We start from the raw sequence: 25,031 nt of genomic DNA on the forward strand, positions 1-25,031 counted from the left end.
AAGCCTTAGGGCGCAGCGTGATGAGTGAGGATAGAATAGAAGATGATGAAGATTGTTTCTGATAAAACGCCAAAGGTAGATGTCGCTAGTATTTTGACGACAAGTGAGATTGCCGCTATTAATGAGTTTATGCATCATTATCCACAAGCGCGCGCTGCGTCTTTGGACGCGCTAAAAATAGTACAAAAGCGCAATGGCTGGGTAGATGATGCGCAGGTCAACGCTATCGCTAATATCTTAGAAGTTCCGGTGACCGATATTGAGGGCGTCGCCACTTTTTATAATCGTATTTATCGGCAGCCCGTTGGCCGTCACGTGATTCTTATTTGTGACTCGGTATCCTGTTATCTAACAGGCTATGAGGCGTTATCAGTGGCTTTTAGAGCTGAGCTGGGTATTGAGTATGGTCAAACTACCGCTGATGGCCGTTTTACTATTTTGCCGATTTGTTGTTTAGGTAACTGTGACAAAGGCCCGGCAGTATTGATCGATGAAGATACTTATGGCCCAGTACAACCTGATGAGGTCGCGCAACTATTGGAGCTATACGCATGAGACTAACCGTTGCAGAGCAAATTGCCCAGCGTCGCCAAGGCAAAGCCCCAAGCCAGTTAAACAAGCAGCGCATTGCCGTTTATGGCGATAAAGATACAGCGACTAGTGAAACGAAGCCTTTGACGTGGCGACTTGCGCACCATGATGCTGTACTCGATTTGGCCACTTATGAGTCCCTACGCGGCTTTGAAGCGCTGAAAATAGCTTTAAATCAGTCTGCTGGCGATACGCTGAGCACTATCAAAGAAGCAGTGGTAAAAGGCCGTGGCGGTGCTGGTTTCCCCGCTGGTATTAAGTGGTCACTCATGGCGCCTAATGATGGCGGGCCGCGCTACTTAGTCTGTAATGCTGATGAGATGGAGCCTGGCACCTTTAAAGATAGACTACTTATGGAGCGTTTACCGTTCCAGCTTATCGAAGGTATGCTCATCTCAGCCTATGCCATTGAAGCGACAGCAGGTTATATCTTTATTCGCGGCGAGTATATATTGGCAGCCGAGCGCCTAAATGCGGCGCTTGATGAGATGCGCGCTAACAATTTGCTCGGTGATAATATCTTGGGCTCAGACTTTAGCTTTGATTTGCATGTGCATACGGGCGCTGGCCGCTACATTTGCGGTGAAGAGACGGCGCTGCTGAACTCTTTAGAAGGTCGCCGTGCCAATCCCCGTACTAAGCCGCCATTTCCGCAAGTCGCTGGTGCGTGGGGCAGACCAACTATCGTCAATAACGTTGAGACCCTACATAACGTCTCGGCTATTATTTTGCATGGTAGCAAGTGGTATCAAGATCTATCAAAGATCAAAGGAACGGTTGAAACCCCTGGCACCAAGCTATTTGGTTGCTCAGGTCTGGTCAATGATCCAGGCCTTTGGGAGCTGCCATTTGGCTACACCGCGCGCGAGATTATTGAGGATTTTGCCGGTGGTATGCAGGAGGGTCGTACCCTTAAGGCTTGGTTACCAGGCGGCGCATCCACTGACTTTTTGACCGCTGAGCATTTAGATACTATTGTCGATTTCGATACTATTCAAAAAGCCGGTAGCCGGATGGGTACAGGATTGCTTATGGTCGTTGATGAAGCGCAAGATATGGTACCGCTACTGCGCAACCTAGAGGTTTTCTTTCAGCGCGAATCTTGCGGGTTTTGTACGCCGTGCCGTGACGGTCTGCCTTGGGGCGTCAAGCTGCTTACTGCTATCAATGATGGCGAAGGGCAAGTCGGCGATGTCGAGAAGCTTGAAGGTCTGACCCGCGATCTTTGGATCGGTAAGACGTTCTGTGCTCACGCTCCTGGTGCTATGGAGCCGCTGATGAGTGCAATCAAATATTTCCGTCCTGAGTTCGATAGTAAGATTGCTCAGGCGGTAGGCGAAGATGTGATTGAGGCTGCAGGTAATCCACAGCCAGTAGCAAAATAAGGAGAACGGCATGGCAGTCATACATATTGATGGAACCACTGTCGAAGTTGATGGCGCGGATAACTTATTGCAAGCGTGCCTATCACTTGGCATTGATGTGCCGTATTTTTGTTATCATCCGGCATTAGGCTCAGTCGGCTCTTGTCGTCAGTGCGCCGTCAAGCAGTACCAAAACAAAGAAGACCTAGAGGCGGGTAAAGGTAAGCTTGTGATGTCTTGCATGGTTGCGCCAGGCGATGACATGTATATCTCGGTGACAGATGATGAGGCCAAGGCCTTTCGGGCTTCGATGGTTGAGCTATTAATGACCAACCATCCGCATGATTGTCCGACTTGTGAAGAGGGCGGGCATTGCCACTTGCAAGATATGACCTATATGTCAGGCCATAATACCCGCCGCTATCGCTTCACTAAGCGTACCCACCATAACCAAGAGCTTGGTCCGTTTATCGCCCATGAGATGAATCGCTGCATCGCGTGCTATCGCTGCGTACGTTTTTATAAAGATTATGCCGGCGGCGAGGATTTGGGCGTATTCTCTTCGAACAACCGCGTCTATTTCGGCCGTGAAAAAGACGGACAGTTTGAAAGTGAGTTCTCTGGCAACTTAACCGAAGTCTGTCCAACGGGCGTATTCACTGATAAGACGCACTCCGAGCGTTACAACCGTAAGTGGGATATGCAGTACGCGCCAAGCATCTGTCATGGCTGCTCAGCGGGTTGTAATATCTCGCCCGGCGAGCGTTATGGCGAGCTACGCCGCATTGAGAACCGTTATAACGGCGAGGTTAACCGCTACTTCTTATGTGATAGAGGTCGTTTTGGCTATGGTTATGTCAATCGCGCCGATCGTCCAACGCAAGCGCTTGAACGTATCAATGATAAACACGTCAAAATCAATATTGATTATGCATTAGATGAGACGATCAAACGTCTGCAAGATAAAAAAATCGTCGGTATTGGCTCGCCGCGTGCAAGCTTAGAGACTAACTTTGCACTAAAAAACCTAGTTGGTTTTGATAACTTCTCAACCGGTCTGAATCATCAGCAGCAGTCGCTCGTCAATAAGTGTATCGAAGTGCTGAGCACCGAAGGTATTTATAATCCGAGCATGACGGATATCGAAAGTCATGATGCGGTGTTAGTTTTGGGTGAAGATATCACGCAAACTTCCTCACGGGTAGCGCTATCGGTACGACAAGCGGCCAAAAATAAAGGTTTGAAAATGGCGGCGGCGGCTAAGACGCAAGCTTGGCTTGCTGAGCCAGTGAAGCGTATTGCTCAAGACGCGCTCAGTCCAGTCTATGTCATCGACGTCACCCAAACCAAGCTTGATGACATCAGTAAAGCAAGTGTAGTGGCAACTCCGGAAGATATCACCCGCTTAGGGTTCAAGGTGGCAGATGAGATTGCGAGTTTAGCGGACGACTTGAAGCAAATAGACGATCCAGCTGAACAACAAAGCCAAGCTTCAGCCGATACTGATGTGACTGGCAACAATAATAGCGAAGATGGCAATAATAGCGATGGCATGCAAGCATTAGCCAAACAGATCGCTTATGACTTGATACAAGCGGATAAGCCTTTGGTTATCGCGGGCACCAGCTTAGCCTCTAACGCTATGATTGAAGCAGCCGCGCAGATTACGCAAGTGTTAACGAACAAACGTGCTGCTATAAAAAACACGGAACAACAGCACATCGATGCCCACAATGCTAAAGTCAAGGCGGCTCAGCAACAAGCGCAAACCGCTCAGCCTGAAGAGGACAAGGAGCTCGCCGCTAAGCCTGGCAAACCAGAAACCGGTACGGATAAACAAGAGCAAGAAGATGTCAATCGCGAGCCTGCGGATACCCTTGAGCTAAAAGAAGCTAATATTAACTACAGCGCGCAGGCGGGTATTTATTTAACCGTGCCAGATGCCAATAGTATTGGTGTGTGCCTGCTCGGTGGCCAATCGGTAGAAGAGCTGTTAGCGACTGACTTTGATGTTGTTGTCGTGGCGGAAAATCAGTTGAGCGATGCTATCGCTGCTAGTAAGTTAACTCAATTATTGACTGATAAAACGGTCATCGCCCTTGACCATCAACTGCTAGATTGGCACAAAGATGTCGATATCGTGCTACCAGCAGCAAGCTTTGCAGAAGCAGATGGCACGCTAGTATCAGCGGAAGGCCGCGCGCAGCGCTTCTTCCAAGTCTATGATAATGACTATTATCATCCTATGAGCAGTATCAAAGAAGGCTGGCGCTGGTTGCATGCAGTGCATAATAGTCTACTTGGTAAGCCTGTCGATTGGACGCAGCTCGATGACGTGATTAATGCCTTAATCGCCACCCATCCTAATCTTGCTGCTATCAAAGACGCCGCGCCCGATGCTGATTACCGTATCAGCGGTCTAAAAATAGCCCGTCAACCGCGTCGTTATTCTGGCCGTACTGCTATGCGCGCGCCTATCTCGGTACATGAGCCGATGCAGCCAAAAGACTTAGATACCGGTTTGACCTTTTCGATGGAAGGCTATAGTGGTAAGCAATCTGCCAGTTCTATGATTCCATTTGCCAGTGCAGCAGGTTGGAACTCACCGCAAGCTTGGAATAAGTACCAAGACAAAGTCGGTGGTCATCTCAAAGGCGGCGATCCGGGCGTGCGGTTATTCGATCAAGCAGAGCGCTTAGTCGCGCGCCAGTATGTGGCGCCAAAAGCAGGCACCTCTAAGCGTACAAATATTGAGCAAGGTCAAGCCAAGCTAGTGCCTATCTACAATATCTTTGCCAGCTCAATAATGGCCGCGCGTAGTCCGGTTGTCGCCGCGCAGCTACCTATCGCGACTTGGCATATCGGTGCTGAGGATGCGAGCGCCTGGGGCATTGGTACTGGTGATTATCTAGCGATCGATATCGAGCAGCAGCAGATGACGCTGCCGGTGCAAGTGGTTGATTATTTAGCAGAAGGCTGTATTGGCTATCCGGTAGGGCAAGTGAATATTATTCATCCCTCGATGCCAGCTTCAGTACGCAAGGTCGAAGCACCAGCCGCTGACGTTAAAATAAACGGTGACATGGCTGATGACATTGCTAGTGAGATGACCGCCACTGCTGACAATGTCAGTATTAGCAGCACGCAGGAGGTGTAATATGCAAATCACTCGTATCATTCCTGATGTGCCAAGCTTTTTGGCAAATAGCTTAACCGTTGAGACTTGGTCTATTCTATTCTTAGTCCTACAAGCTCTGGTGATCTTCTTAGTCGTAGTCATTGTCGCGGCGGTGATGATTGTTTATGAGCGCCGGATGCTAGCATTATGGCAGGATCGCTACGGTCCCAATCGCGTCGGGCCTTTTGGCTCGTTACAGCTAGTCGCCGATATGCTAAAGATTTTCTTTAAAGAAGATTGGACGCCAAAATTCACCGATAAGTTCATTTTTACTTTAGCGCCAGCGGTAGCGATGTTCACCGCTTTAGCTTCTTTTGCTATTATTCCGGTCTCACCAACCCTTGGCGTGGCAGATTGGGATATCGGTATTCTGTTCTTCTTTGCGATGGCAGGGTTGGCCGTTTATGCGGTGATGTTCGGCGGTTGGGCCTCAGCCAATAAGTTCTCCTTGCTAGGTGGTCTGCGCTCAGCGGCGCAAACCATCAGTTATGAGGTGTTTTTGGGCTTATCGCTCATGGGCGTTGTCGCTTTGACTGGCTCCTTTAACCTGCGCGAGATTGTCGAATCGCAAATTGATGGTTGGTACATTATCCCGCAGTTTTTTGGGTTTTTAACCTTTGTGGTCGCAGGCGTTGCTGTCACGCATAGACACCCCTTTGATCAGCCAGAAGCGGAGCAGGAGCTTGCTGAAGGCTATCACGTTGAATACTCAGGCATGAAGTTTGGGATGTTCTTTATTGGTGAATACGTCAACGTCGTGCTCATCTCAGCCTTGATGACTTGTCTGTTCTTTGGCGGCTGGTTACCACCGTTCAATATCGATATTCCGTTTATACCGCCCGCTTTTTGGTTCATGATTAAGACGCTCTTCTTTATGACTATGTTTGTCTTGGCACGGGGCTCACTGATGCGTCCTCGCTACGATCAGGTGATGAACTTTGGCTGGAAAGTCTGTCTACCAGTCACATTAATCAATCTATTGATTACGGCTTTGGTTATTTTGATTTTTTCGCCAACGCTGTAGCTGTATGCTGTCTTATAGGTGACGCAAAGAAATGCTGATAAGGATAATAATCCCATGTTAAACGCCATAAAAAAGACGGTCATTGGTCTGTTTACCATTGTCCGCAGTATGTGGATGGTCAACAGCCATGCCATAAGGCCGCGCGATACTATACTTTATCCAGAAGTGCCGGTACCAGTCCCGCCGAGGTTTCGCGGACGTATCATATTGACGCGTGATCCTGATGGCGATGAGCGCTGCGTGGCTTGTAATTTATGTGCGGTGGCCTGCCCTGTAGGCTGTATCTCGCTACAAAAAGCGGAGCGCGAAGATGGGCGCTGGTATCCAGAGTTTTTCCGTATTAACTTCTCGCGCTGCATATTTTGCGGGATGTGCGAAGAGGCCTGTCCGACGACTGCGATTCAGATGACGCCAGATTTTGAGCTTGGTGAGTATGTGCGTCAGGATTTAGTCTACGAAAAAGAGCATCTATTGATCTCAGGGCCAGGAAAATATCCTGATTATAATTATTACCGAGTGACAGGTATGGCAGTAGACGAAAAACCAAAAGGCGCGGCGCAAAACGAGTCGGCACCTATCGATGTAAGGAGTTTGCTACCATGATGGAGTTTATGAATCATCCGGATTTGGTAGGGTTTTATGCTCTAGGCGCAGTGGCTATTTTTGCCAGTCTACGAGTGGTGACTCACGCCAATCCCGTCCACGCTATCTTAGCGATGATCGTCACTTTACTGGCGTTGTCGGGTATTTTCTTTGTTTTAGGGGCGCCTTTTGCTGGCGCGCTTGAGATTGTTGTTTATGCCGGTGCCATTATGGTGCTATTTGTCTTTGTGATTATGATGCTCAATTTGGGCATGGCAGATGAGGCGCGTGAAGAGCGCTGGCTCGATGCAAAGACTTGGGCGATACCGACTGGGCTTACCCTGATTATCGCCGTAGTGCTATATGGCATGATCGGTCTTAATCATAACGAGACCGCGGTTATCGGCGGGGTTAATGTCCCAGCAAAAGCAGTCGGCACCGTACTATTTACCAAATATATTATGCTCGTTGAAGTGGCGGCCTTTTTGTTACTCGCCGCTTTAGTTGCTGCTTATCATTTAGGTAAAGAGTCTAATGATGATGAGATTGTCGATAACGATAGCTTAGCGTATCGTCCTTCGGTGGGTAGCATCAAAGAATATGATGAAGATAAGCTTGAGAGTAATACTGATGCGACCGAAATGGCTAAGCCTTATGTTTACGATACGGTTGATCCTAATGACTATGTGGCAGCGCCGCGTAGCAAGCGTAAGGAGCTAGACTGATGGTACAAGCAGTAAGTGTGGCTGGGGAGGTATCAAGCGTGCCGTTTGCGCATGAGGTAGTGGGTCTTGCCGAGCCTGCTATGGCAATGCAAAATACGCTCGGTCTGATACCGATGAGCCATGGACTCATATTGGCAGGTATCTTATTCACTATCGGTCTGTGCGGTGTCATGGTACGGCGGAATTTCTTATTTATGCTGATGGGACTTGAGATTATGATGAATGCCGCAGCGTTGGCATTTGTGGTCGCAGGCAGCCGCTGGGTCGATCCAGATGGACAAGTGATGTTTATCTTTATTTTGACTCTAGCTGCCGCTGAGGTCTCTATTGGGCTTGCGATACTATTACAGTTTTATCATAAGCGTGGACATCTCGATGTCGATAGCGCCAATGAGATGAAAGGATGATGCCATGAGTTTATTACCATTAACCTTTATATTTCCGCTCATTGGCTTTTTGATTTTAGCCTTTATGCGTGACAAATTATCTGAGCAGGCCGCTGGCTTCGTCGGTGTCGGCAGCATGGCGCTATCGGCGCTTTGTACTTTAGTGGCAAGCTTTAGCTTTTTAACGAGCTATCCTGCTGGCAGTGTTATGCAAATACCGCTATGGACTTGGTTTCAAGTCGGCGATTTTGCCCCTGGGTTTAGCTTGAGCTTTGATGGCTTAGCGCTGACGATGACAGGCATTATCACGGGCGTCGGCTTTTTGATTCATCTATTTGCCGCTTGGTACATGAAAGGCGATGCAGGTTTTGCGCGCTTTTTTAGCTATATGAATCTGTTTGTCGCTAGCATGCTTTTGCTAGTGCTTGCTGATAACTTATTGCTGTTATATCTCGGCTGGGAAGGGGTCGGCATTTGCTCGTACCTTTTAATCGGTTATTACTTCCATGACCGTGCTAACGGTCAGGCAGCGATCAAAGCCTTTACCGTGACTCGTATCGGTGATGTATTCTTGGCTTTTGGGCTATTCTTGCTATTCCGCGAGTTTGGCACGCTTAATATTCAAGAGATTATCACGCGCGCGCCAGAAATGTTTGATATTAATAATCCAACCATGATACTGACGACCATGATGCTCGTTGGCGGCGCTATGGGTAAATCAGCGCAGCTGCCATTACATACTTGGCTCGCTGACGCGATGGCAGGTCCGACGCCAGTGTCGGCTCTGATTCACGCCGCAACTATGGTAACCGCTGGCGTTTATTTAATCGCCCGTATGCATCCGCTGTTTGAGCTGACCCCAGGGATTTTATTGTACTGGGTCGGCGGCGTTGGCGCGTTGACGCTTGTGGTCGCAGGTTTCTGTGCTTTAGCGCAAACCGATATCAAGCGTATTTTAGCTTATTCGACTATGAGTCAAATCGGCTACATGTTTTTAGCGCTCGGCGTAGGCGCATGGCAAGGCGCTATCTTCCATTTGATGACGCATGCTTTCTTTAAAGCTTTATTATTCCTATCTTCAGGTGCGGTGATCTTAGCTGTACATCATGAACAAAACATCTTTAAGATGGGCGGTCTGCGCAAAAAGATACCTTTAGTATTTTGGTGTTACTTGGTAGGCGGCGGCGCTCTAGCAGCTATTCCTTGGGTGACGGTTGGCTTTTATTCTAAAGAAGCGATTCTTTGGGAGACTTATGCCACCGGTCATCAAGTGCTATTTTATATGGGCGTATTCGGCGCCTTCTTAACGGCACTTTATACTTTCCGGATGATTTGGATTGTATTCTTTGGCGAAGAGAAAACCCACGCGCACAAGCTAAAAGGGATTTCTTACTGGCTGCCATTAACCATATTGTTAGTACTATCGACTGCCGTTGGTGCTTGGATCACGCCGCCGCTACAAGGGGTGCTGCCAGAGAGCTTTGGCCATCTATTAGAGCTGAGCGGTGAGGCACATGGTAAGCATACTGCTGAATATATCGCTATGGGTGCGATGCTGTTAGGTTTAATTATAGCGGCGCTGTTGTATGTCGTTGATAAAGGCCGGATGCTCACTAAGTTCAAGCGCTCGACTATCGGTGGCGGCCTTTATTACTGGTGCTATCACGGTTTAGGCTTCGATGCGTTATTCGATATTATATTTGTAAAACCCTTTTTATTCATCGGCCGCTTGTTCAAAGCCGATCCTGTCGATAAAAGCTGGATGGTACTGCCTACGCTGGCCTCAATCGGTAATAAAGTATTTTCCCGGACGCAGACAGGATCTCTTCGAGGCTACGCGGCAAGCTTTGGCTTGGGCGTAGCGGTATTGCTAGTGCTGGTAATGATGACGGTGGTGTAAGATGATAGAGTTACAACAAACGTGGATGCTACCAGCATTGATTGCAATTCCGTTTATAGCGGGGTTGTTATGTTGGTTGGTTGAGCGCTTCAATAAGCGCCTGCCGCGCTGGATTGCTTTGTTCGGCATGATACTGACTTTCGTTTTGTCGTTAGTACTATGGCATTACGGTGATTTTAGCGGCATGAGTAAGCAGGTCATTGCGCCGCAGTCGGCTGTACCTTGGGTCGCTGAATTCAGTGTGCCTTGGATACCCGCTATGGGCATCAGCTTCCATCTAGCGATGGATGGTATGTCACTATTGATGGTGGCTTTGACTGGGTTTTTGGGCGTGGCAGCGGTAGCTTGTTCGTGGAATGAGATTCAGCGCCGAGTTGGGTTTTTTCATCTCAACTTGCTATGGAGTCTAGGCGGCGTCATCGGGGTGTTTTTAGCCATTGATCTGTTCTTATTCTTCTTCTTTTGGGAGATGATGCTGGTTCCTATCTACTTCTTGATCGCACTTTGGGGTCATGATGTGGTCGGTGGTAAGACCAAAGAATACGCCGCAACAAAATTCTTTATTTATACCCAAGCCTCAGGGCTTATCATGCTGATCGGTATTTTGCTGCTGGTTATTTTTAACCGTGCGCAAACAGGTGTTGTTAGCTTTAACTATAATGACCTGCTCGGCACCTCGCTTGGTGGCTGGGAATATCCGATTATGCTGTGCTTCTTTATCGGTTTTGCCGTGAAATTGCCGATTTTACCGTTTCATGGCTGGTTACCTGACGCGCATGCGCAGGCACCGACGGCAGGTTCTGTTGATTTGGCTGGGGTACTGATTAAGACGGCCGCTTATGGTTTGATACGCTTTGTGTTGCCGCTATTTCCAGCTGCCTCGCAAGAGTTTGCGCCTATTGCGTTGACGCTTGGCGCTATTGGTATCTTTTACGGCGCTTGGCTTGCCTTCATGCAGACCGATATGAAGCGACTACTGGCCTATACCAGTATCTCGCATATGGGCTTTATTGTCCTAGCGATTTATGCTGGTACTTTGCTCAGCTTACAAGGCTTAATGATACAGATGCTCGCACATGGGCTTAGCTCAGCGGCGTTATTTATTATGGCAGGTCAGCTCTATGAGCGTTTGCATACCCGCGACATCACATTGATGGGCGGTATGTGGGGGCAGTTCCGCTATTATGCACCGATGCTGATGTTCTTTTGTGCTGCGCTACTTGGTATCCCAGGTACTGGTAACTTCATTGGCGAGTTCATGATTTTATTTGGCACTTTCGCTCAGTATCCTGTATTCGTCGTACTGGCGACCTTTAGCTTAGTGTTAGCAGGCCTATATTCACTGATTCTGGTTTACCGTACTTTATTTGGTGTGAATAATGCTAAAGAAGTTGCGTTAGAACATACTAAGGCACATGGCCTGCCTGAGCGTCCACTAAAGGATCTAGGCAAGCGTGAGATTACCTTGCTGCTGACCTTAGCGGCCGGTCTAGTTTGGCTCGGACTGTACCCACAACCAGTGTTAGATACTTCTAGCCATGCGATGCAGTGGATCAATAATGCCTATATTTATAGCGAAGTCACTCAAGTGGACGCATCGAGTTTGCTTGATGCAATGGAGGCACGTTAAGTCATGACTGATATTACGATGAATGATTTGATGGGGCTGATGCCTTACGCACCGATTCTTATCATAGTGATTACCGTTATCTTGACGATGATTGCGATCACTATTAAACGCTCACATTTTATTACCGGTACGATTACCGTCATAGGTCTGAACTTAGCTTTGTTTACTTTGCTCGGTCAGATGACTGGTATGGTAAGCTCTGGCACGCTGATGCCTTTGGCTGAGCAGCTGTTTGTCATTGATAATTTTGCCCAGTTCAATATGGTGGTCATTCTTATCTGTGCGCTCGCTTGCTGCACTTTGTCCTATGCTTATCTTGCTAACCTACAAGATAATAAAGAAGAGCTGTACCTGCTGATTCTCATCTCTACAGTCGGGGCGCTACTGATGGTCTGTGCTCAGCACATGGCCGCGTTCTTTATCAGCTTAGAGCTATTATCAGTGCCTTTATATGGTTTGCTTGCTTATACTTTTTCGCGCAACCAATCCTTGGAGTCAGGGCTTAAGTATCTGGTACTGTCAGCGACGGCCTCTGCCACCTTACTGATGGGTATGGCCTTTATCTATGCGCAAGTGGGCGCTTTAGGGTTTAAGCAGATTAGCGTTGTGCTCGTTAACGCCTATGACTCACCTTTGGTAATCTTGGGCGCGGCGATGATGATGTTCGGCATCGCGTTCAAATTATCTGCAGCACCGTTTCATATGTGGACGCCTGATGTCTATGAAGGGGGACCTGCGCCAATTGCCACTTATCTAGCCTCAGTATCAAAAGTGGCGATGATGGCATTGGCCGTGCGTTTCTTACTCGATACCGCGCTACTAGCGTTGCCTTCAGTACAGATGCTCCTCATGGTAATGGCGACTTTATCTATTCTGATCGGCAACATGCTTGCTCTGCGTCAAAGTAATCTCAAGCGCTTATTGGGCTACTCTTCTATTGCGCATATGGGCTATGTGCTGATTGTCGTCGTCAGTATTGGCGCCGCTGCTGATAGTGTTTCGAGCATGTATATGGCAGTATATGCCTTTACCTCGATCGGTGCTTTTGGGGTAGTGACGCTAATGTCTAGCCCATATCGGCTTTCAGGTGAAGCGGACAAGCTGGTGTATTATCAAGGTCTATTCTGGCGTCGTCCGGTACTGACTGCGGTTATGACCATTATGATGCTATCGCTTGCGGGTATTCCGCTGACGGCAGGCTTCATTACTAAGCTGTTCGCCATCTTAGCGGCGGTACAAGGCGCGCAGTGGTTCTTAGCGGCGTTGATTATCTTAGGTAGCGCTATTGGCCTGTTCTACTATCTACGCGTGATGCTGACTTTGTTCAAACGTCCAAAAGCTTACGTTGAATTTGATGTTGTCGGTCATTGGGGCATGCGTATGGGTGGTCTGATGGTAATCGCTGTGACGGTTCTTATTATCGGCTTTGGTATCTTACCGAACAATATGATTGAGTGGGCAGCACTTGCACGTATTTGGTAACATGAAACGAGAAGTCATTTAATTAATAAATAAAGGTTAGCGCAGGCTAGCCTTTTTTGTGACTATTTAAAACCTAAAACTCGAAGATATAAATTGTGAACTTGAATATGAGTCTTAGCGCCATAATGTATAACAGTGACAACAGCTTTAGCAAAACCTCATGGATAGATATTTATATCGTTAATCCAAAATTAAAAGAGTACAGCTTTAGTAGCGTGCTACTGGTATAAATTTTCCTTGCGTGCTGTATTCACATTACAAGTTCTGAGAAATTGACAACAATAAATTAATAACAATATTAAATCGATAGCCATATTAATCTATAACGATAAGTGATTTTATTATGAGCGCTAATATTCAAAAAGTAACAGTACTAAGTAAAACCACTTGGACGCCTAATCTATTTAGTTTTACCGTGACGCGCCCGGATAGCTTTAAGTTTACTGCCGGTCAGTTCGTGCGTTTAGGGGTCAATCCTAGCAAGCTTAACTATCATCAGCAGCAATCAAGTGAGGGCGCTGATGAGGTGCCCAATGAAGATATCTTTCGCGCTTATTCTATCGTCTCATCTCCCTTCGATGAGGTATTAGAGTTTTTCTCTATTGTCATCGAAGACGGCGCTTTCACCTCCGAGCTGCAGCATTTGCAAGTCGGCGATGAGCTGCTACTCAATACCATGCCTTTTGGGTTTTTAACGCTAGCGCGCTATCAAAAACCGCTACCAAAAGACTTATGGTTACTAGCGACTGGTACGGGCCTTGCGCCATTTTTATCGATGCTGCAAGACCTACAAACGTGGCAAGACTATGAGCATATCGTACTCGCCTATAGCGCGCGCAGTGAAGAGGAGCTGGCGTACGTTGAGCTGATTAACCGTTTGCAGTCCGATTTTGGTGAGCTAGTGGATGATCCTGCTAAGCTGATATTTGTGCCGATTGTCACCCGTGAGCCGGTGGCAGGCGCATTGAGCGAGCGTTTGCCTAAGCTGCTAGTAGACGGTAGCTTGCAAAAGCAAGCCGGTATCGAACTTGATATCGACAACGCCCATGTCATGCTTTGCGGTAACCCTGATATGGTCGAAGACACCAAAGAGACTTTAAAGTCCTTAGGTATGGTGATGAATCGCCGCGGTGAAGGTAATATTGCCGTAGAGAACTACTGGTAAGCCAAATAGCTCAGTCCATAATGAAAAGCCCCATCCTAAATATTTAGAGTGGGGCTTTTCATTGTGAGACGAGATGTTCTTGTCATTATAAGACAATGGATGTTCTTGCTCTTACTCTTGACTGGGTTCGGTCGCATCATCTACCGGATTGATAGGCCCTTGCATCAATTCAGGCTCATCATCGACTTTGTCTTTTTCGCTAATAATATCGTCGCCATTACTACCTAATAAGTCGCGGTAGTTGACTTGAGCTTTGAGAACCAATTGCTCTTCTTCAACTTCACCATAGTTGACTTGCACCTTATGCAAGGCGCTCATTATTTTCTTATTCTTCTTTAACCAGCGATGAATATCTAAATAGATAATCTCGTCTTTAGGCCGGGCAATATTGATATAAGATAAAATAAAGCCTAAAGGGTCTTTTTTTAGTACGCTATGATAAAACCAAATAAACAGCTTGATACCTTGGCGCTTAATAAAAGAATCGCAGCGCAGGTTGAGCACATCAGTATAAGTCTGCTGACCAAAAACAAAGCGTTGGACATTGCGATCAAGCTGCACATGCACTAGGCTGAAGTTACTGGCGACCTCCGCATAGATACCGGCGACATCGATGGTGCAGAACAGGCGAAACCAGTTATCATGCAGCTCGACTCGCAGCTCCAAAATGGCTTTTACATTATCGGTGACAAATTTTTGTAGAGCGTCGTTGACGTACTTTTGGGCGACTGGTAGTGGGATCTCATCTTCTAACTTATCAGAAGTTTTGCCATATAGCTTTTTTATCGCAGAGGCCAGGCTATCCCAGCCCTCATGAAAGGACTGGTTAAAACGCTCTCCTATAGCATCAGCGAAATCATAAAAGTCATCAAAGTTGCTAGAATCAGTCAAACTCATTATCCTTGTAATCATCATTATAAAACAGGCGACAAAACGAGCTATAACATAGCCAATAAAAGCCAGTATATAGCAAAAGCATTAGGCAAAAAACGCATGGGTGTTCATTTTAGCAAATAACGCTGACAAGCGTTTTTAAAACTATACATTATCAGTCATTGTCGTCCGGCTCGACATAAACGAAAGCTAAGCTTGCGTTAAATCAGCAATAAACATTTGCTTGACGCTCGTGTTATCATAGCGCAGTTATTTTTATACCTTTATTCGGTCATCAGATTCATTGATTTCAGCTGAGAGCTGCCGTGGCGCATATCAAAGATTCACAAAGTTATCATTTCTCAAGCCAAGCGCCTACTCGCAGCTTTAGTATGCCAGTAGCGATTATTATCGCGCTTGGCGTGCATGTGCTGCTTATCTTCGGCATTAGCTTCTCGATGGGCAGTCATCCTGCCGCTATGATACAAGATGTGGCAAAAGCGCTCACTGATAACATGCAGCCAAACGAAGATGCCTATTATATCGCTAATGCTTCGCAGATAGGCGGCGGCACTGTAGATGAGCAGATTCGGCAAGAAAGCGCGCAAACCAGTCCGCTCGCAGCTGAGCAAATCAGTGAAACCCAAGATGTCATCAATTTGCAGCAGCAAGTGCGACAACAGCAGTATCAAGAAAGCTATTTGCGCACCACTTTAAGCTGGCGGCAAGCGAGTGACAATACTGATAACGACGAGCAGCAAGCAAAAGACGATGTTAGGGCGCAAGAGGCGCGCCTGCGTAAACAGATCGCCACGCTTGAGGCGCAGCTATCTCAGCGTCAGCAAGTTTATGCCACTAAGTCAAAAGTCGTCACCCTCGATAGCAACTCTACTACGCGCGGCGCGGCGGCGGATTATATAGAGACTTTTCGCGATCATGTCGAGCGCGTGGGTAATTTGTATTATCCAAGACAGGCGCGAGTACAAGGCATCACCGGTGAAGTGCGCTTGATGGTCATCATCAGTAATGATGGTAATATCAAAGCCATCCGTCTGCTTGAAAGCTCAAATTCCAATATTTTGGATGAAGCGGCGAAGCAGTCGGTGCGTAAGGCCGCGCCTTTTGGCAAGTTCACCGAAGATATGAGTGATATCGTTGAGCTCAGACTCATTCGTACTTATCGTTATAGTGATAAAATTGAGGTCACTTACTAAGCGTCCTTATTATCAATATTCATCGGCAAAATTATAAAGAGTAGGATCATTATGGAGTTTTTAGGATTTACGGTTGACGTTGCGACATTGACCAGTAGTGCCATCGCTTTGATATTCAAAGTGGCTTTTGCGATACTCATTTTTGTCATTGGCCGCTGGCTTGCCAAAAAACTAGTCACCTTTGCCAATCGTCTGATGGTGCGTGGCCACTTAGAAACAACAGCGGCTAATTTTTTGAGTCGACTGTTATATGGCATTTTATTGGTCGTTATCGTTTTAGCCGCGCTAAACCAAGTCGGCGTTCATACCACCTCGGTCGTTGCTATTTTAGGCGGCGCAGCCGTTGCTATTGGTCTGGCCTTAAAAGATCAGCTCTCAAACTTCGCGGCGGGTATTATTATCGTCACTTTTAAGCCCTTCATTAAAGGCGATTATGTGCAGATCAGTGGCTATACTGGTACGGTGGCGGAAATTACGTTAGTCAATACTCATATGACTACGATTAATAATCATGACATCATTATTCCTAATAGCGATATCACCACCTCCGCGGTGACGAACTACACCGCGCTGCCCAATCGCCGTGTCGATATCACTATTGGGGTAGGCTATGATGCCAATATCAAGACCGCTAAGGAGCTAATCTTGAGATTAGCCAAAGAAAACCCAGTCGCCTTCAGTGATCCTGAGCCTATCGTACGAGTGACGAACTTAGGAGACAACTCAGTCGATCTAACGCTAAACGTCTGGACCACTAATGATGACTGGTGGGCGATGCAGTGCGACTTACTTGAGCGGTTCAAAGAAGTGTTTGATAGCGAGAAGATTGAGATACCGTTCCCGCAGCGCAGTGTACATATTAAAGGTCTCGATCAGATGATGAATAATATGGATCAATCGCAAAAGCTGCCAATAGATAAACAATCATAAAGAGTTTATCGGTTTTAGATATTAAGCCAAATAGGGGTTAGGCAAATCAAGTCGGGCTAAGATAGCAATCTCAAACTGCTCCATCTCGTCTTGCTCCGCCTGCCCAAGCTCATGATCGAAGCCTAGCAGATGCAGTACGCCATGAATGATTAAGTGGCTGATGTGCTGCGCTAGGCTTTTATTTTGCTCGCTTGCTTCTCGCACGAGCACCTCATGACATATAATCAGCTCGCCTAACGGTAGCGCTGGCATTAGATCCATAACGCTGGCGGGCAGCTCGCTTGGATAAGAGAGAATATTGGTCGCATAGTCTTTACCGCGCGCCTCTAAATTCAATGCGTTTCCTTCAACCATATCAGTAATATAGATATCTAAAGCTTTGGGTTTGCTCTGCCACAATGCAGCATCGATATCTGCAAAGTAGGGCAGAGTTAAACCGTCTTTAACACGCTCGTCGATATAAGTTAAAGCTTTTGACAGTATATTCTGTAGTACTTCTGCGCGGTAAAACTCATCGATTAAATGATCATTAATAGTATCAATAGCACTGATGTCTATGTCATTGAGATAAGTCATCTGTTTTGCCTTATTTTAAAATTCTCTTTGCTAAGCGTTTGTGGGCATAAAGACCAGATTAAATATAAAAAACCAGACTATTAATAATAATCTGGTTGCAGTAAGGTTGCGTCTGTTCTTATAACTAAGGATTTAACCGGACAACTAAAGCTTAGAGGCTGCGTTAGCAACTGCTTGTTTGCGTTCTTGCTCCGCTATGCGCTGCTGCTTACGCTTCTCATCAATGACTAATTGTTCCCCATCAAAGATATCATAGGCCTCAACGATCTTTTGTACCAGATGATGACGTACCACATCTTTTGAGCCAAACTTAGTAATATGAATCTCATCTATACCGCTCAATATATCCAAAGCTTGCGCTAGTCCTGATTTGGTACCACGCGGCAAGTCAACTTGCGAGATGTCACCAGTGATAACAGCGCGTGAGCCAAAGCCCAAACGAGTCAAAAACATCTTCATTTGCTCAGGGGTGGTGTTTTGTGCTTCATCTAAGATCACAAAAGAGTTGTTGAGCGTACGACCACGCATATAGGCCAGCGGCGCTACTTCAATGATTTGACGCTCAATCATTTTACCGACTTTCTCAAAGCCTAGCATCTCATATAGCGCGTCATATAGTGGACGTAAGTAAGGGTCGATTTTTTGAGTGAGGTCTCCTGGTAAAAAGCCTAGCTTTTCACCGGCTTCGACTGCCGGACGTACCAGCAAAATACGCTCAATCTCATTGCGCTCTATCATATCGACCGCGCACGCGACCGCCAGATAAGTCTTACCCGTACCAGCAGGGCCGATACCGAAAGAGACATCAGAGGTCAAAACGTTTTTGACGTAGCGCTGCTGATTGCCACCGCGCGGGATAATTTTGCCTTTACGAGTGCGCAGACTAATCGGCGTAAACTCATTGCTTGCGTCCAAGTCGTCATCATCTTCACTATCGTCAACGAGAGCGTCGTCCGTGCTATCTTGGTCATAAGCCATGTCTTCATCACGGGACAGGCTGGCTTGAATAATAAGATGCAGCTCTTCGGCGCTGATATCTTTTGAGTTTTGCGCTTCGTCAACTAGCTTATATATGATGCGCTCACCGCGCTCAACCCCAGTAATATCACCGCTCAAGCAAAAGTCGGTTTTGCGCTGGCTAATCTTGATATCGAGGCGATCTTGAATATATTTGAGGTGCTTATTGTATTCACCTAGTACGGTTTTTAGCTGAGCTTGGGTCAAAAATTCAAACTTTATATTGCGGCTAATGGATTCAGTCAAGCGATTATCCTTATAATAAATGCCTTGTATTTGTTAGGCAAAAAATAATGTAATGAGTTAATAGATATCCTTCATTCATTATGGTTGATAATATTTTAAATTCAAGCCTTTAGCCCTATTGGTAATGACTGTTTTGTATGTTGATTGCAAACACCTAAGCTAAGAGCTGGCAGTAGTTATTTGCTACTAAAACTATTGAATTGGCATGGTCTATAAGTCGCCTAATTGCGTCAACGATAGACGCGGTAAGTAGCGTTAAGCCCACAGAGTTTAAGATAATCTGTGGTAACCTATGGCTACTAAAACTCCATTATTAATGTTCATGAATAGATGTCTTTAAGCATAAAAGCACAGTTAAAAATAATGAGAAAAACTGAGCCTTTATTTTAGGGCGTGTTGAACATTCGCAAATAGGCACTGCTGATCGCTAAAATTGTTCCAGACAAGGCACAAAGCGACGATAATGCAGATGCCTTAGCGAGATTTGTAACGCAGTATGGGGCAATTTTAGCATCAGCCCTCACGACAACAACAGGGACAGGACTCTTTTTTGCCGCTTCATCGTTAAATTAAGCGCTTAGAATGACTAAACTTATTATTTTTAACATCGAATCGCCTAAAAAATAGTCGCTGTCAGTGCCATGGTCGAATGTTCAACACGCCCTAGTCAATTTAAAATATTTTAGTTTTATATAGGAATAATTATGCAAAACTTCGAACAACATAGCGCTAAGTCTAATTTAGACCCTAAGCCTAATGCAGTGACCGATCAGCAAGTACTTATCGCCGGCGGCGGTCATGTTGGCTTATCTTTTGCCTTGCTATTAGCGCATCATGGCATCAAAAGTACTTTACTTGAAAAAAATAGCTACCCTGAGATCGGCCCTGAAGACGATGCCAAGCGTAGTCACTATCTAGACAGTCGTAATACTGCCTTGTCACGGCGCACCGTGCAGATCTACCAAGAGATAGGGCTATGGGATGAGCTACAAAGCCATGCTTGCCGAATTGATGCGGTACAAATCAGCGAGCAAGGAAGCTTTGGGCGCGCGCAGCTTAAAAAGGAAGAAGAAAAGGTCGAGTCTTTTGGGCAAGTGATGGAAAATGCTTGGCTCGGCCGTAAGCTATTACTGGCGGCGCAAGATGAGCCACTGATTACCTTAATCGATAATGCTGACGTAGTGGCGGTTGAGCAACAAGCGGATGGTGTTACTTTGACCTTTAACTATTATGACGGTAGTGAGGGTGAGCAGCAGTTGCAAGGCAGTGTGTTGGTCGCTTGTGATGGCCGTGATTCGACAGTGCGTCGGCTGTTAGGGATAAGCACCACCGATTACGACTATGGGCAAACCGCTATCGTCGGCGTGGTGGAAACTTCTATGGCGCATAATCATGTGGCGATTGAGCGCTTTAGCCCCGCTGGCCCGTTAGCCGTTCTACCATTGACTGATCCTGAAGGCGACGGCAATAATAAGTATCAAAAAGGCTATCGTCGTTCGGTAGTTTGGGTTTGTCCTAATGGGGAAGAGCAGCAGTATCTAGAAGATGACGCGCACTTTTTAGCGACATTGCAGCAAGCGTTTGGCGAGCGCGCCGGCAGTTTTATTAAAGCCGGTCGCCGCGGCGCTTATCCACTAACGCGAGTGCTTGCTGACAGACAGGTCAAAGGCCGCTGCGTGATTATGGGTAATGCGGCGCACACACTGCATCCAGTGGCAGGTCAAGGCTTTAACCTCTGTATGCGCGACACCCATGTCCTGGCAGAAATGCTAAGCGAGCAAGTCAAGCAGGGCGCAGATATCGGCGATAAGCAGATGCTACAGCGCTATGAAAAAGCGCGGCAGAGCGACCAAAAGCGCGTCATTCGCTTCTGTGATGCAGTGGTACATGGCTTTACCCATTCCAATCCAGCGATTAAGCTAGCACGTAACGTCGCCTTAGTGGCTTTTGATAAGCTGCCGAATATCAAGCCCTTAGTCGCCACTTATGCCATGGGACTTAAGTCTTAACTTTAGGCAGATTATTGTAGGCTAGGTTTTTAACCCAGCTTTTGAACGCTATAGAATAAAAACTCTAAGTTAAAAAGTCTTTTATATTAATAAATACAGATAGCTAATAGTAAATCATTCAAAGCTTTTTAAATTCGGAGCAAATATGAAAAATAACCATAGCTTAATCATTGGCGGCGGTATCGTCGGCGCAACTTTAGCGCTGAAGCTAGCACAAGCGAAACGTCCCGTAACCTTAGTCGATGCGACTCCTGAGCGCGATGAGGCGAGTTGGCAGGAGCTACTTAACCAACGCGATGCGCGGGTCTATGCGCTTAGCCTTGCGAGTATTGGTCTTCTACAAGAAGTAGGTGCTTGGCAAAACATTCAGACTAGCGGCCGTAAAGCCGACTATTCACAAATGCAGGTTTGGCAATTAAACGGCTTAGGCGAGCTATTATTTGGCGATAGTGATACAGAACATCTAAATATATTAGGCAGTATGGTAGAGCCGTTAGTCATCGAGCACGCGCTTTGGCAGCGCTTAAATGATAGCGATATTAGTGATTATCTCACGGTGATTAAAGGCCAAAAAGTAGTCAATATGGATTGGCTAGGGGCTGAAGGCTATCAAGTGACTTTAGAAAATGGCAAAAGGATTAGTGCCAATTTGGTAGTGGGCGCTGATGGCCGCGGCTCGTTTGTCCGTCGTCAAGCAGGTATTGAGCTTGATACTTTGGACTATCAGCAAACCGCGATTTGCTGCGCGATTCACACTGCTATGCCGCATCTGGCTACGGCACGTCAAGCGATGTTGCCGACAGGGACGCTGGCATTATTGCCCTTAGCGGACATTACTGAGGCAGATAAAGCTCGCCCGCAACATTGGCAGTCAGTGGTCTGGACTTTGCCGCGCAACCAAGCGTTAGCTCTTTTAGAAGAAGAGCCAGACTATATCGCTGAGCAATTAGCAGCCGCTAGCCATTATGAGCTTGGCGCAATCGACAAAATAGAATCTATCGCCAGCTTCCCGCTCACCGCGCAGCAAGCCAAAAGCTATATCGCGGATAATCTGGTATTAATAGGTGATGCCGCGCATGGCGTTCATCCACTGGCAGGACAAGGGCTAAATTTAGGCATGCTCGATGTAAAAGAACTATTTGCGCAATTAGAATACGACTATCAGCGCAGCGGTAACAGCTTGTGGGGTAGCGCGCAAACGTTACGCACTTATGAGCGTCTACGCCGACCGCATAATAGCCTGATGATGCATAGTTTTTCTGCGCTGAATTGGTTATTTGCAGGCTCGCTTGCACAAACTCGTCCAGTTCAGCAACTGCGTAGCGAAGGCATGTACCGCGTTGGTAAGATAAAACCACTCATGCGATTGTTTGCGAAGCAGGCGAGTGGGGTTTAAGGGCTTCTTCTCAAAAGATAGGATAGATATAGTATGATCGATTATCACTAATTAGGAATACTCTATGACTAAGTTTGGGGCTACAAAAGTCACTACTGCTTTATTCATTATAGGCGTAGTATCAGGATGCCAATCAGCGACTGTAGACAGTAGTGCTAGCCAAGTAACTGTAGCACCTTCTTCGTGTATAGCCGAGCCACCTCCTGTTGATAAAAATGGTAAACCTATGATTGTGACTTTAGAAGATAAGTTGTCTATGGAGTTGCGAGTATTTTTCGATAGAGATAGTTCTGACATAAAGGATAAGTACAATTCACAATTAAACAAAATTGTTGAGTTCGCAAACCGCTGTTCTAATCTGACGTTTTTCGTCCAAGGTCATACTTCTAAACCAGAACAACAAGCCATCGAAGAAAAAACCTTAAACTCCAAGGGTTTACGTCAGAAATTGGTTCCTATCTCATTGGCAAGTGCTCGTGCGCAAAGTATCAAAAATTATTTGGTTAATCTTGACCTGCCAGCGCATAGAATTCGCACCTTTGATTGTAGCGCTGATAATCCTATTGCTCCTAATGATACCGAGGAGGGAGCTATTATGAATCAGCGAGCGTTCGGTTGGATATCAGCGCGAGATAGGTATGACCAAATACTGCTAGATTGTAGAGAATTTTAAAGGCAAAATATTATGAAAACCAAATTGAGAAATACATTTTTAATTTTGGTAAGCACTTTGACTTTATCAGCCTGCCAAACATCTGTTTCGCAAAATCAAGCAACTCAAAACTACTGATTTACCAGTTGCTAAAGTTATTTTAGACAGCGACGGTGATGGCGTACCTGACGATATAGACGAATGCCCAGGCACTCCAATAAACATAGTACCAGATGAACAGGGATGTCCTTCTTATAGTGACGATAATTTAGGTGTTAAAATAGAATATAGAGCTTTTTTTGCCAAGGGAAGTAGTGAGCTATCAAAAGAGTATCAGCTAGAGCTTGATAAAGTAGCCCAAAAGCTGCAAGAGTACAATACGGCAACGATGCGTATTGAGGCGCACGCTTCAACAGATGAAGTATCAGCTGTTGATGCAGTTTTGCAACCAAATGCTCTATCAAGAAATAGGGCGCTTATTGTCAAAAACTATTTAATAATGCAGCATAAAATTGATCCTGATCGCTTGAGCATCGCTAGTTATGGTGCTGAACAACCTATCGCGCCCTCTGACACTGAAGAAGGTAAGTCTATGAACCGCCGTGTTTATGGGGTAGCGACAGAGCCTAAAGACGGAGTGGTTTATTATAATCAAAATGACTAAAAATCAGATATATGTGTCAAGTTTTAAATAGCGCTATTATTGGTTGATAAATATCTATGTAGTATAAATTAAGCGTGGCATTTAAAAATGTTTAGAGAGTAAAAATGATAACCAGATCCTATAATGCTTTGCTATTCGCAGCAGCCTTAACGCTAGCTGGCTGCCAAACTGCCACAACTATGCCACCTCAATATGAAAATATTAGGACGATGCAAGCAGAGATTCCTGATTCAGATGGTGATGGCATTCTTGATGATATAGATGAGTGTCCACAAACGCCACGTCATACGGTAGTGGATGCTAAAGGCTGTCTTATAGAGGTCTATACCAGTGGACTTGAAATGGAGTTTAATGGCTTCTTTCCATCAATGAGCAGTCAATTACCTGCTATTTATAATGAAGATTATATAACTATGGTAAAAAGTCTCAATGAGTATCCAAAAGCTAATGTTTTTATTTTTGGTCATGTAGCAGCAAATGAAATTAATCAAGACTCTTTAGCGCGCAATCGGGCGCTTATTGTCAAGAATACTTTAGCATCGCAGCATGGAATTGATGCTAAGCGTATGCGTACTTATGATTGCTCAAATAATATTTTTGTTGAAAATACAGAAAATATAGATCGAAACTTTAAAGCGCTTAATAATGAAAGTATTGAGTCAAAACAAAGCCGAGTAACCTTAAAGGCCAGCAGTTCAGTACAGGACTTAACGAATCTTGAATATGACTATTATATAGAAATATATGGTGAGTACGCTAAGTACTGTGAGCGGTTTGAGTCATAATAGGATATGTATGAAAACTTATAAAGTATTGCCATTAGCTTTAGTTATTTTAAGTGGTTTTAGTCTTTTTGGTTGTCAGAGTCAGAGTAAATCTACGGCTGCGCCACTCAAAAATACATCTCAATATGAAAATATCAAGAAGATGCAAGCAAAGACTCGTGATTTAGACGGTGATGGCGTGCCTGATGAGCTGGATCAATGCCCAAGCACTCCGTATAACGTGGTAATAGATGAAAGAGGCTGTCCGCACTCCTTACTTTTTGGTGAAAACGAATTTATGATGGAAGCTAGAGCCTATTATGATGAAAATAGCAGTGAGATAAAAAGTGAGTATTATGAACAGCTAGATAACGCAGGCAAGAAAATGCAAGATCATTTGGATGCTGTCATGCGTGTTGAAGGGCATATATCCAAGCGTGAAGAAACTAACGCCAATCAAACATTATCAAGATACCGTGTGGAAGGGATTAAAAATTATATGACCATGAAATATAACATTGGTCCTGACCGTATTAAAACTTCTTATTATGGTTCAGATCGCCCAATTGCACCAAATGATGCCGAAAACCGTTGGCTCAATCAGCGTATTTATGCGCTTATTAGTAATGTTGAGTAATATATTGAACGTTTCAAAAAGATTGA

At 45.8% G+C, this 25,031-nt stretch carries 22 protein-coding genes; 19 read left to right on the forward strand and 3 right to left on the reverse strand.

The window, feature by feature from the left end; genetic code table 11:
- The first annotated feature begins 45 nt into the window (after positions 1 to 45).
- The 11 genes from nuoE to JMY03_RS09450 all read left to right on the forward strand — a co-directional run bounded on the left by nuoE (position 46) and on the right by JMY03_RS09450 (position 14,027).
- Positions 46 to 555: an NADH-quinone oxidoreductase subunit NuoE gene (gene nuoE, locus JMY03_RS09400; protein WP_025647208.1), complete on the forward strand. Its 510-nt coding sequence runs from the start codon at positions 46 to 48 to the stop codon at positions 553 to 555.
- Complete coding sequence (gene nuoF, locus JMY03_RS09405) at positions 552 to 1,976, forward strand: NADH-quinone oxidoreductase subunit NuoF (RefSeq protein WP_201603351.1); 1,425 nt, start codon at positions 552 to 554, stop codon at positions 1,974 to 1,976. Before nuoE ends, nuoF begins: the two co-directional genes overlap by 4 nt.
- 10 nt (positions 1,977 to 1,986) lie before the next feature.
- The gene (gene nuoG, locus JMY03_RS09410; protein ID WP_201603354.1) at positions 1,987 to 5,112 is read left to right on the forward strand and encodes an NADH-quinone oxidoreductase subunit NuoG; all 3,126 of its coding nucleotides are present in this window, start codon (positions 1,987 to 1,989) and stop codon (positions 5,110 to 5,112) included.
- 1 nt (position 5,113) lies between these two features.
- On the forward strand, positions 5,114 to 6,157 hold the full coding sequence (nuoH, locus tag JMY03_RS09415; protein WP_025647205.1) for an NADH-quinone oxidoreductase subunit NuoH: 1,044 nt from the start codon (positions 5,114 to 5,116) through the stop codon (positions 6,155 to 6,157).
- A 54-nt stretch (positions 6,158 to 6,211) separates the two neighbouring features.
- Positions 6,212 to 6,760 (forward strand): NADH-quinone oxidoreductase subunit NuoI, encoded by a 549-nt coding sequence (gene nuoI, locus JMY03_RS09420; RefSeq protein ID WP_084212670.1) that lies wholly within the window; start codon positions 6,212 to 6,214, stop codon positions 6,758 to 6,760.
- Positions 6,757 to 7,464, forward strand: coding sequence for an NADH-quinone oxidoreductase subunit J (gene nuoJ / locus JMY03_RS09425; RefSeq protein WP_201603357.1), 708 nt, complete (start codon positions 6,757 to 6,759; stop codon positions 7,462 to 7,464). The genes nuoI and nuoJ overlap by 4 nt, the downstream gene beginning before the upstream one ends.
- Positions 7,465 to 7,550: 86 nt before the next feature.
- On the forward strand, positions 7,551 to 7,871 hold the full coding sequence (nuoK, locus tag JMY03_RS09430) for an NADH-quinone oxidoreductase subunit NuoK (RefSeq protein WP_037059904.1): 321 nt from the start codon (positions 7,551 to 7,553) through the stop codon (positions 7,869 to 7,871).
- 4 nt (positions 7,872 to 7,875) lie between these two features.
- Positions 7,876 to 9,750 carry an NADH-quinone oxidoreductase subunit L gene (gene nuoL / locus JMY03_RS09435; protein ID WP_201603362.1) on the forward strand — a complete coding sequence of 625 codons (1,875 nt, stop codon included), beginning with the start codon at positions 7,876 to 7,878 and terminating at the stop codon, positions 9,748 to 9,750.
- A 1-nt stretch (position 9,751) separates the two neighbouring features.
- Complete coding sequence (gene nuoM / locus JMY03_RS09440; protein WP_201603365.1) at positions 9,752 to 11,380, forward strand: NADH-quinone oxidoreductase subunit M; 1,629 nt, start codon at positions 9,752 to 9,754, stop codon at positions 11,378 to 11,380.
- Between the two features lie 3 nt (positions 11,381 to 11,383).
- On the forward strand, positions 11,384 to 12,862 hold the full coding sequence (locus JMY03_RS09445; RefSeq protein WP_201603367.1) for an NADH-quinone oxidoreductase subunit N: 1,479 nt from the start codon (positions 11,384 to 11,386) through the stop codon (positions 12,860 to 12,862).
- 343 nt (positions 12,863 to 13,205) lie between these two features.
- The gene (locus JMY03_RS09450) at positions 13,206 to 14,027 is read left to right on the forward strand and encodes a ferredoxin--NADP reductase (RefSeq protein WP_201557599.1); all 822 of its coding nucleotides are present in this window, start codon (positions 13,206 to 13,208) and stop codon (positions 14,025 to 14,027) included.
- A gap of 111 nt (positions 14,028 to 14,138) precedes the next feature.
- Here JMY03_RS09450 and JMY03_RS09455 read toward each other — a convergent pair whose 3' ends face one another.
- Entirely contained in the window at positions 14,139 to 14,924 is a 786-nt protein-coding gene (locus tag JMY03_RS09455) for a hypothetical protein (protein ID WP_201603369.1), read from the reverse strand.
- A gap of 302 nt (positions 14,925 to 15,226) precedes the next feature.
- Between JMY03_RS09455 and JMY03_RS09460 the strand changes: the two genes are divergently transcribed.
- On the forward strand, positions 15,227 to 16,114 hold the full coding sequence (locus JMY03_RS09460; RefSeq protein ID WP_201557597.1) for an energy transducer TonB: 888 nt from the start codon (positions 15,227 to 15,229) through the stop codon (positions 16,112 to 16,114).
- A 51-nt stretch (positions 16,115 to 16,165) separates the two neighbouring features.
- A complete protein-coding gene (locus JMY03_RS09465; protein ID WP_201603371.1) occupies positions 16,166 to 17,044 on the forward strand; it encodes a mechanosensitive ion channel family protein in 879 nt (292 codons plus the stop codon).
- A 21-nt stretch (positions 17,045 to 17,065) separates the two neighbouring features.
- On the opposite strand, the gene ybeY is transcribed toward JMY03_RS09465, so the two are convergent.
- Together ybeY and JMY03_RS09475 are read right to left on the reverse strand one after the other, a co-directional pair.
- Positions 17,066 to 17,620 (reverse strand): rRNA maturation RNase YbeY, encoded by a 555-nt coding sequence (gene ybeY, locus JMY03_RS09470; protein WP_201603373.1) that lies wholly within the window; start codon positions 17,618 to 17,620, stop codon positions 17,066 to 17,068.
- Between the two features lie 144 nt (positions 17,621 to 17,764).
- Positions 17,765 to 18,883, reverse strand: a complete 1,119-nt coding sequence (locus JMY03_RS09475) for a PhoH family protein (protein WP_201603376.1) — start codon at positions 18,881 to 18,883, stop codon at positions 17,765 to 17,767.
- Positions 18,884 to 19,587: 704 nt separating this feature from the next.
- Here JMY03_RS09475 and JMY03_RS09480 point away from each other — a divergent pair.
- The 6 genes from JMY03_RS09480 to JMY03_RS09505 all read left to right on the forward strand — a co-directional run bounded on the left by JMY03_RS09480 (position 19,588) and on the right by JMY03_RS09505 (position 25,005).
- Positions 19,588 to 20,892, forward strand: coding sequence for a UbiH/UbiF/VisC/COQ6 family ubiquinone biosynthesis hydroxylase (locus JMY03_RS09480; protein ID WP_201603378.1), 1,305 nt, complete (start codon positions 19,588 to 19,590; stop codon positions 20,890 to 20,892).
- A gap of 145 nt (positions 20,893 to 21,037) precedes the next feature.
- Positions 21,038 to 22,288, forward strand: a complete 1,251-nt coding sequence (locus tag JMY03_RS09485; RefSeq protein WP_201603381.1) for an FAD-dependent monooxygenase — start codon at positions 21,038 to 21,040, stop codon at positions 22,286 to 22,288.
- Between the two features lie 64 nt (positions 22,289 to 22,352).
- Positions 22,353 to 22,961, forward strand: a complete 609-nt coding sequence (locus tag JMY03_RS09490; protein ID WP_201603383.1) for an OmpA family protein — start codon at positions 22,353 to 22,355, stop codon at positions 22,959 to 22,961.
- A 259-nt stretch (positions 22,962 to 23,220) separates the two neighbouring features.
- A complete protein-coding gene (locus tag JMY03_RS13175) occupies positions 23,221 to 23,604 on the forward strand; it encodes an OmpA family protein (RefSeq protein ID WP_227675605.1) in 384 nt (127 codons plus the stop codon).
- 104 nt (positions 23,605 to 23,708) lie between these two features.
- Complete coding sequence (locus tag JMY03_RS09500) at positions 23,709 to 24,389, forward strand: OmpA family protein (protein WP_201603385.1); 681 nt, start codon at positions 23,709 to 23,711, stop codon at positions 24,387 to 24,389.
- Positions 24,390 to 24,399: 10 nt separating this feature from the next.
- Entirely contained in the window at positions 24,400 to 25,005 is a 606-nt protein-coding gene (locus JMY03_RS09505; protein WP_201603387.1) for an OmpA family protein, read from the forward strand.
- Positions 25,006 to 25,031 lie beyond the last annotated feature (26 nt).

The sequence above is a fragment of the Psychrobacter submarinus genome, assembly GCF_904846685.1.
Taxonomy (GTDB): Bacteria; Pseudomonadota; Gammaproteobacteria; order Pseudomonadales; family Moraxellaceae; genus Psychrobacter; species Psychrobacter submarinus.

Bases quoted from the DNA above. Each gene is read 5' to 3' on its own strand.
- nuoE (WP_025647208.1), top strand. From the start codon at position 46: ATGAAGATTGTTTCTGATAAAACGCCAAAGGTAGATGTCGCTAGTATT.
- nuoF (WP_201603351.1), top strand. From the start codon at position 552: ATGAGACTAACCGTTGCAGAGCAAATTGCCCAGCGTCGCCAAGGCAAA.
- nuoG (WP_201603354.1), top strand. From the start codon at position 1,987: ATGGCAGTCATACATATTGATGGAACCACTGTCGAAGTTGATGGCGCG.
- nuoH (WP_025647205.1), top strand. From the start codon at position 5,114: ATGCAAATCACTCGTATCATTCCTGATGTGCCAAGCTTTTTGGCAAAT.
- nuoI (WP_084212670.1), top strand. From the start codon at position 6,212: ATGTTAAACGCCATAAAAAAGACGGTCATTGGTCTGTTTACCATTGTC.
- nuoJ (WP_201603357.1), top strand. From the start codon at position 6,757: ATGATGGAGTTTATGAATCATCCGGATTTGGTAGGGTTTTATGCTCTA.
- nuoK (WP_037059904.1), top strand. From the start codon at position 7,551: ATGCAAAATACGCTCGGTCTGATACCGATGAGCCATGGACTCATATTG.
- nuoL (WP_201603362.1), top strand. From the start codon at position 7,876: ATGAGTTTATTACCATTAACCTTTATATTTCCGCTCATTGGCTTTTTG.
- nuoM (WP_201603365.1), top strand. From the start codon at position 9,752: ATGATAGAGTTACAACAAACGTGGATGCTACCAGCATTGATTGCAATT.
- JMY03_RS09445 (WP_201603367.1), top strand. From the start codon at position 11,384: ATGACTGATATTACGATGAATGATTTGATGGGGCTGATGCCTTACGCA.
- JMY03_RS09450 (WP_201557599.1), top strand. From the start codon at position 13,206: ATGAGCGCTAATATTCAAAAAGTAACAGTACTAAGTAAAACCACTTGG.
- JMY03_RS09455 (WP_201603369.1), bottom strand. From the start codon at position 14,924: ATGAGTTTGACTGATTCTAGCAACTTTGATGACTTTTATGATTTCGCT.
- JMY03_RS09465 (WP_201603371.1), top strand. From the start codon at position 16,166: ATGGAGTTTTTAGGATTTACGGTTGACGTTGCGACATTGACCAGTAGT.
- ybeY (WP_201603373.1), bottom strand. From the start codon at position 17,620: ATGACTTATCTCAATGACATAGACATCAGTGCTATTGATACTATTAAT.
- JMY03_RS09480 (WP_201603378.1), top strand. From the start codon at position 19,588: ATGCAAAACTTCGAACAACATAGCGCTAAGTCTAATTTAGACCCTAAG.
- JMY03_RS09485 (WP_201603381.1), top strand. From the start codon at position 21,038: ATGAAAAATAACCATAGCTTAATCATTGGCGGCGGTATCGTCGGCGCA.
- JMY03_RS09490 (WP_201603383.1), top strand. From the start codon at position 22,353: ATGACTAAGTTTGGGGCTACAAAAGTCACTACTGCTTTATTCATTATA.
- JMY03_RS09500 (WP_201603385.1), top strand. From the start codon at position 23,709: ATGATAACCAGATCCTATAATGCTTTGCTATTCGCAGCAGCCTTAACG.
- JMY03_RS09505 (WP_201603387.1), top strand. From the start codon at position 24,400: ATGAAAACTTATAAAGTATTGCCATTAGCTTTAGTTATTTTAAGTGGT.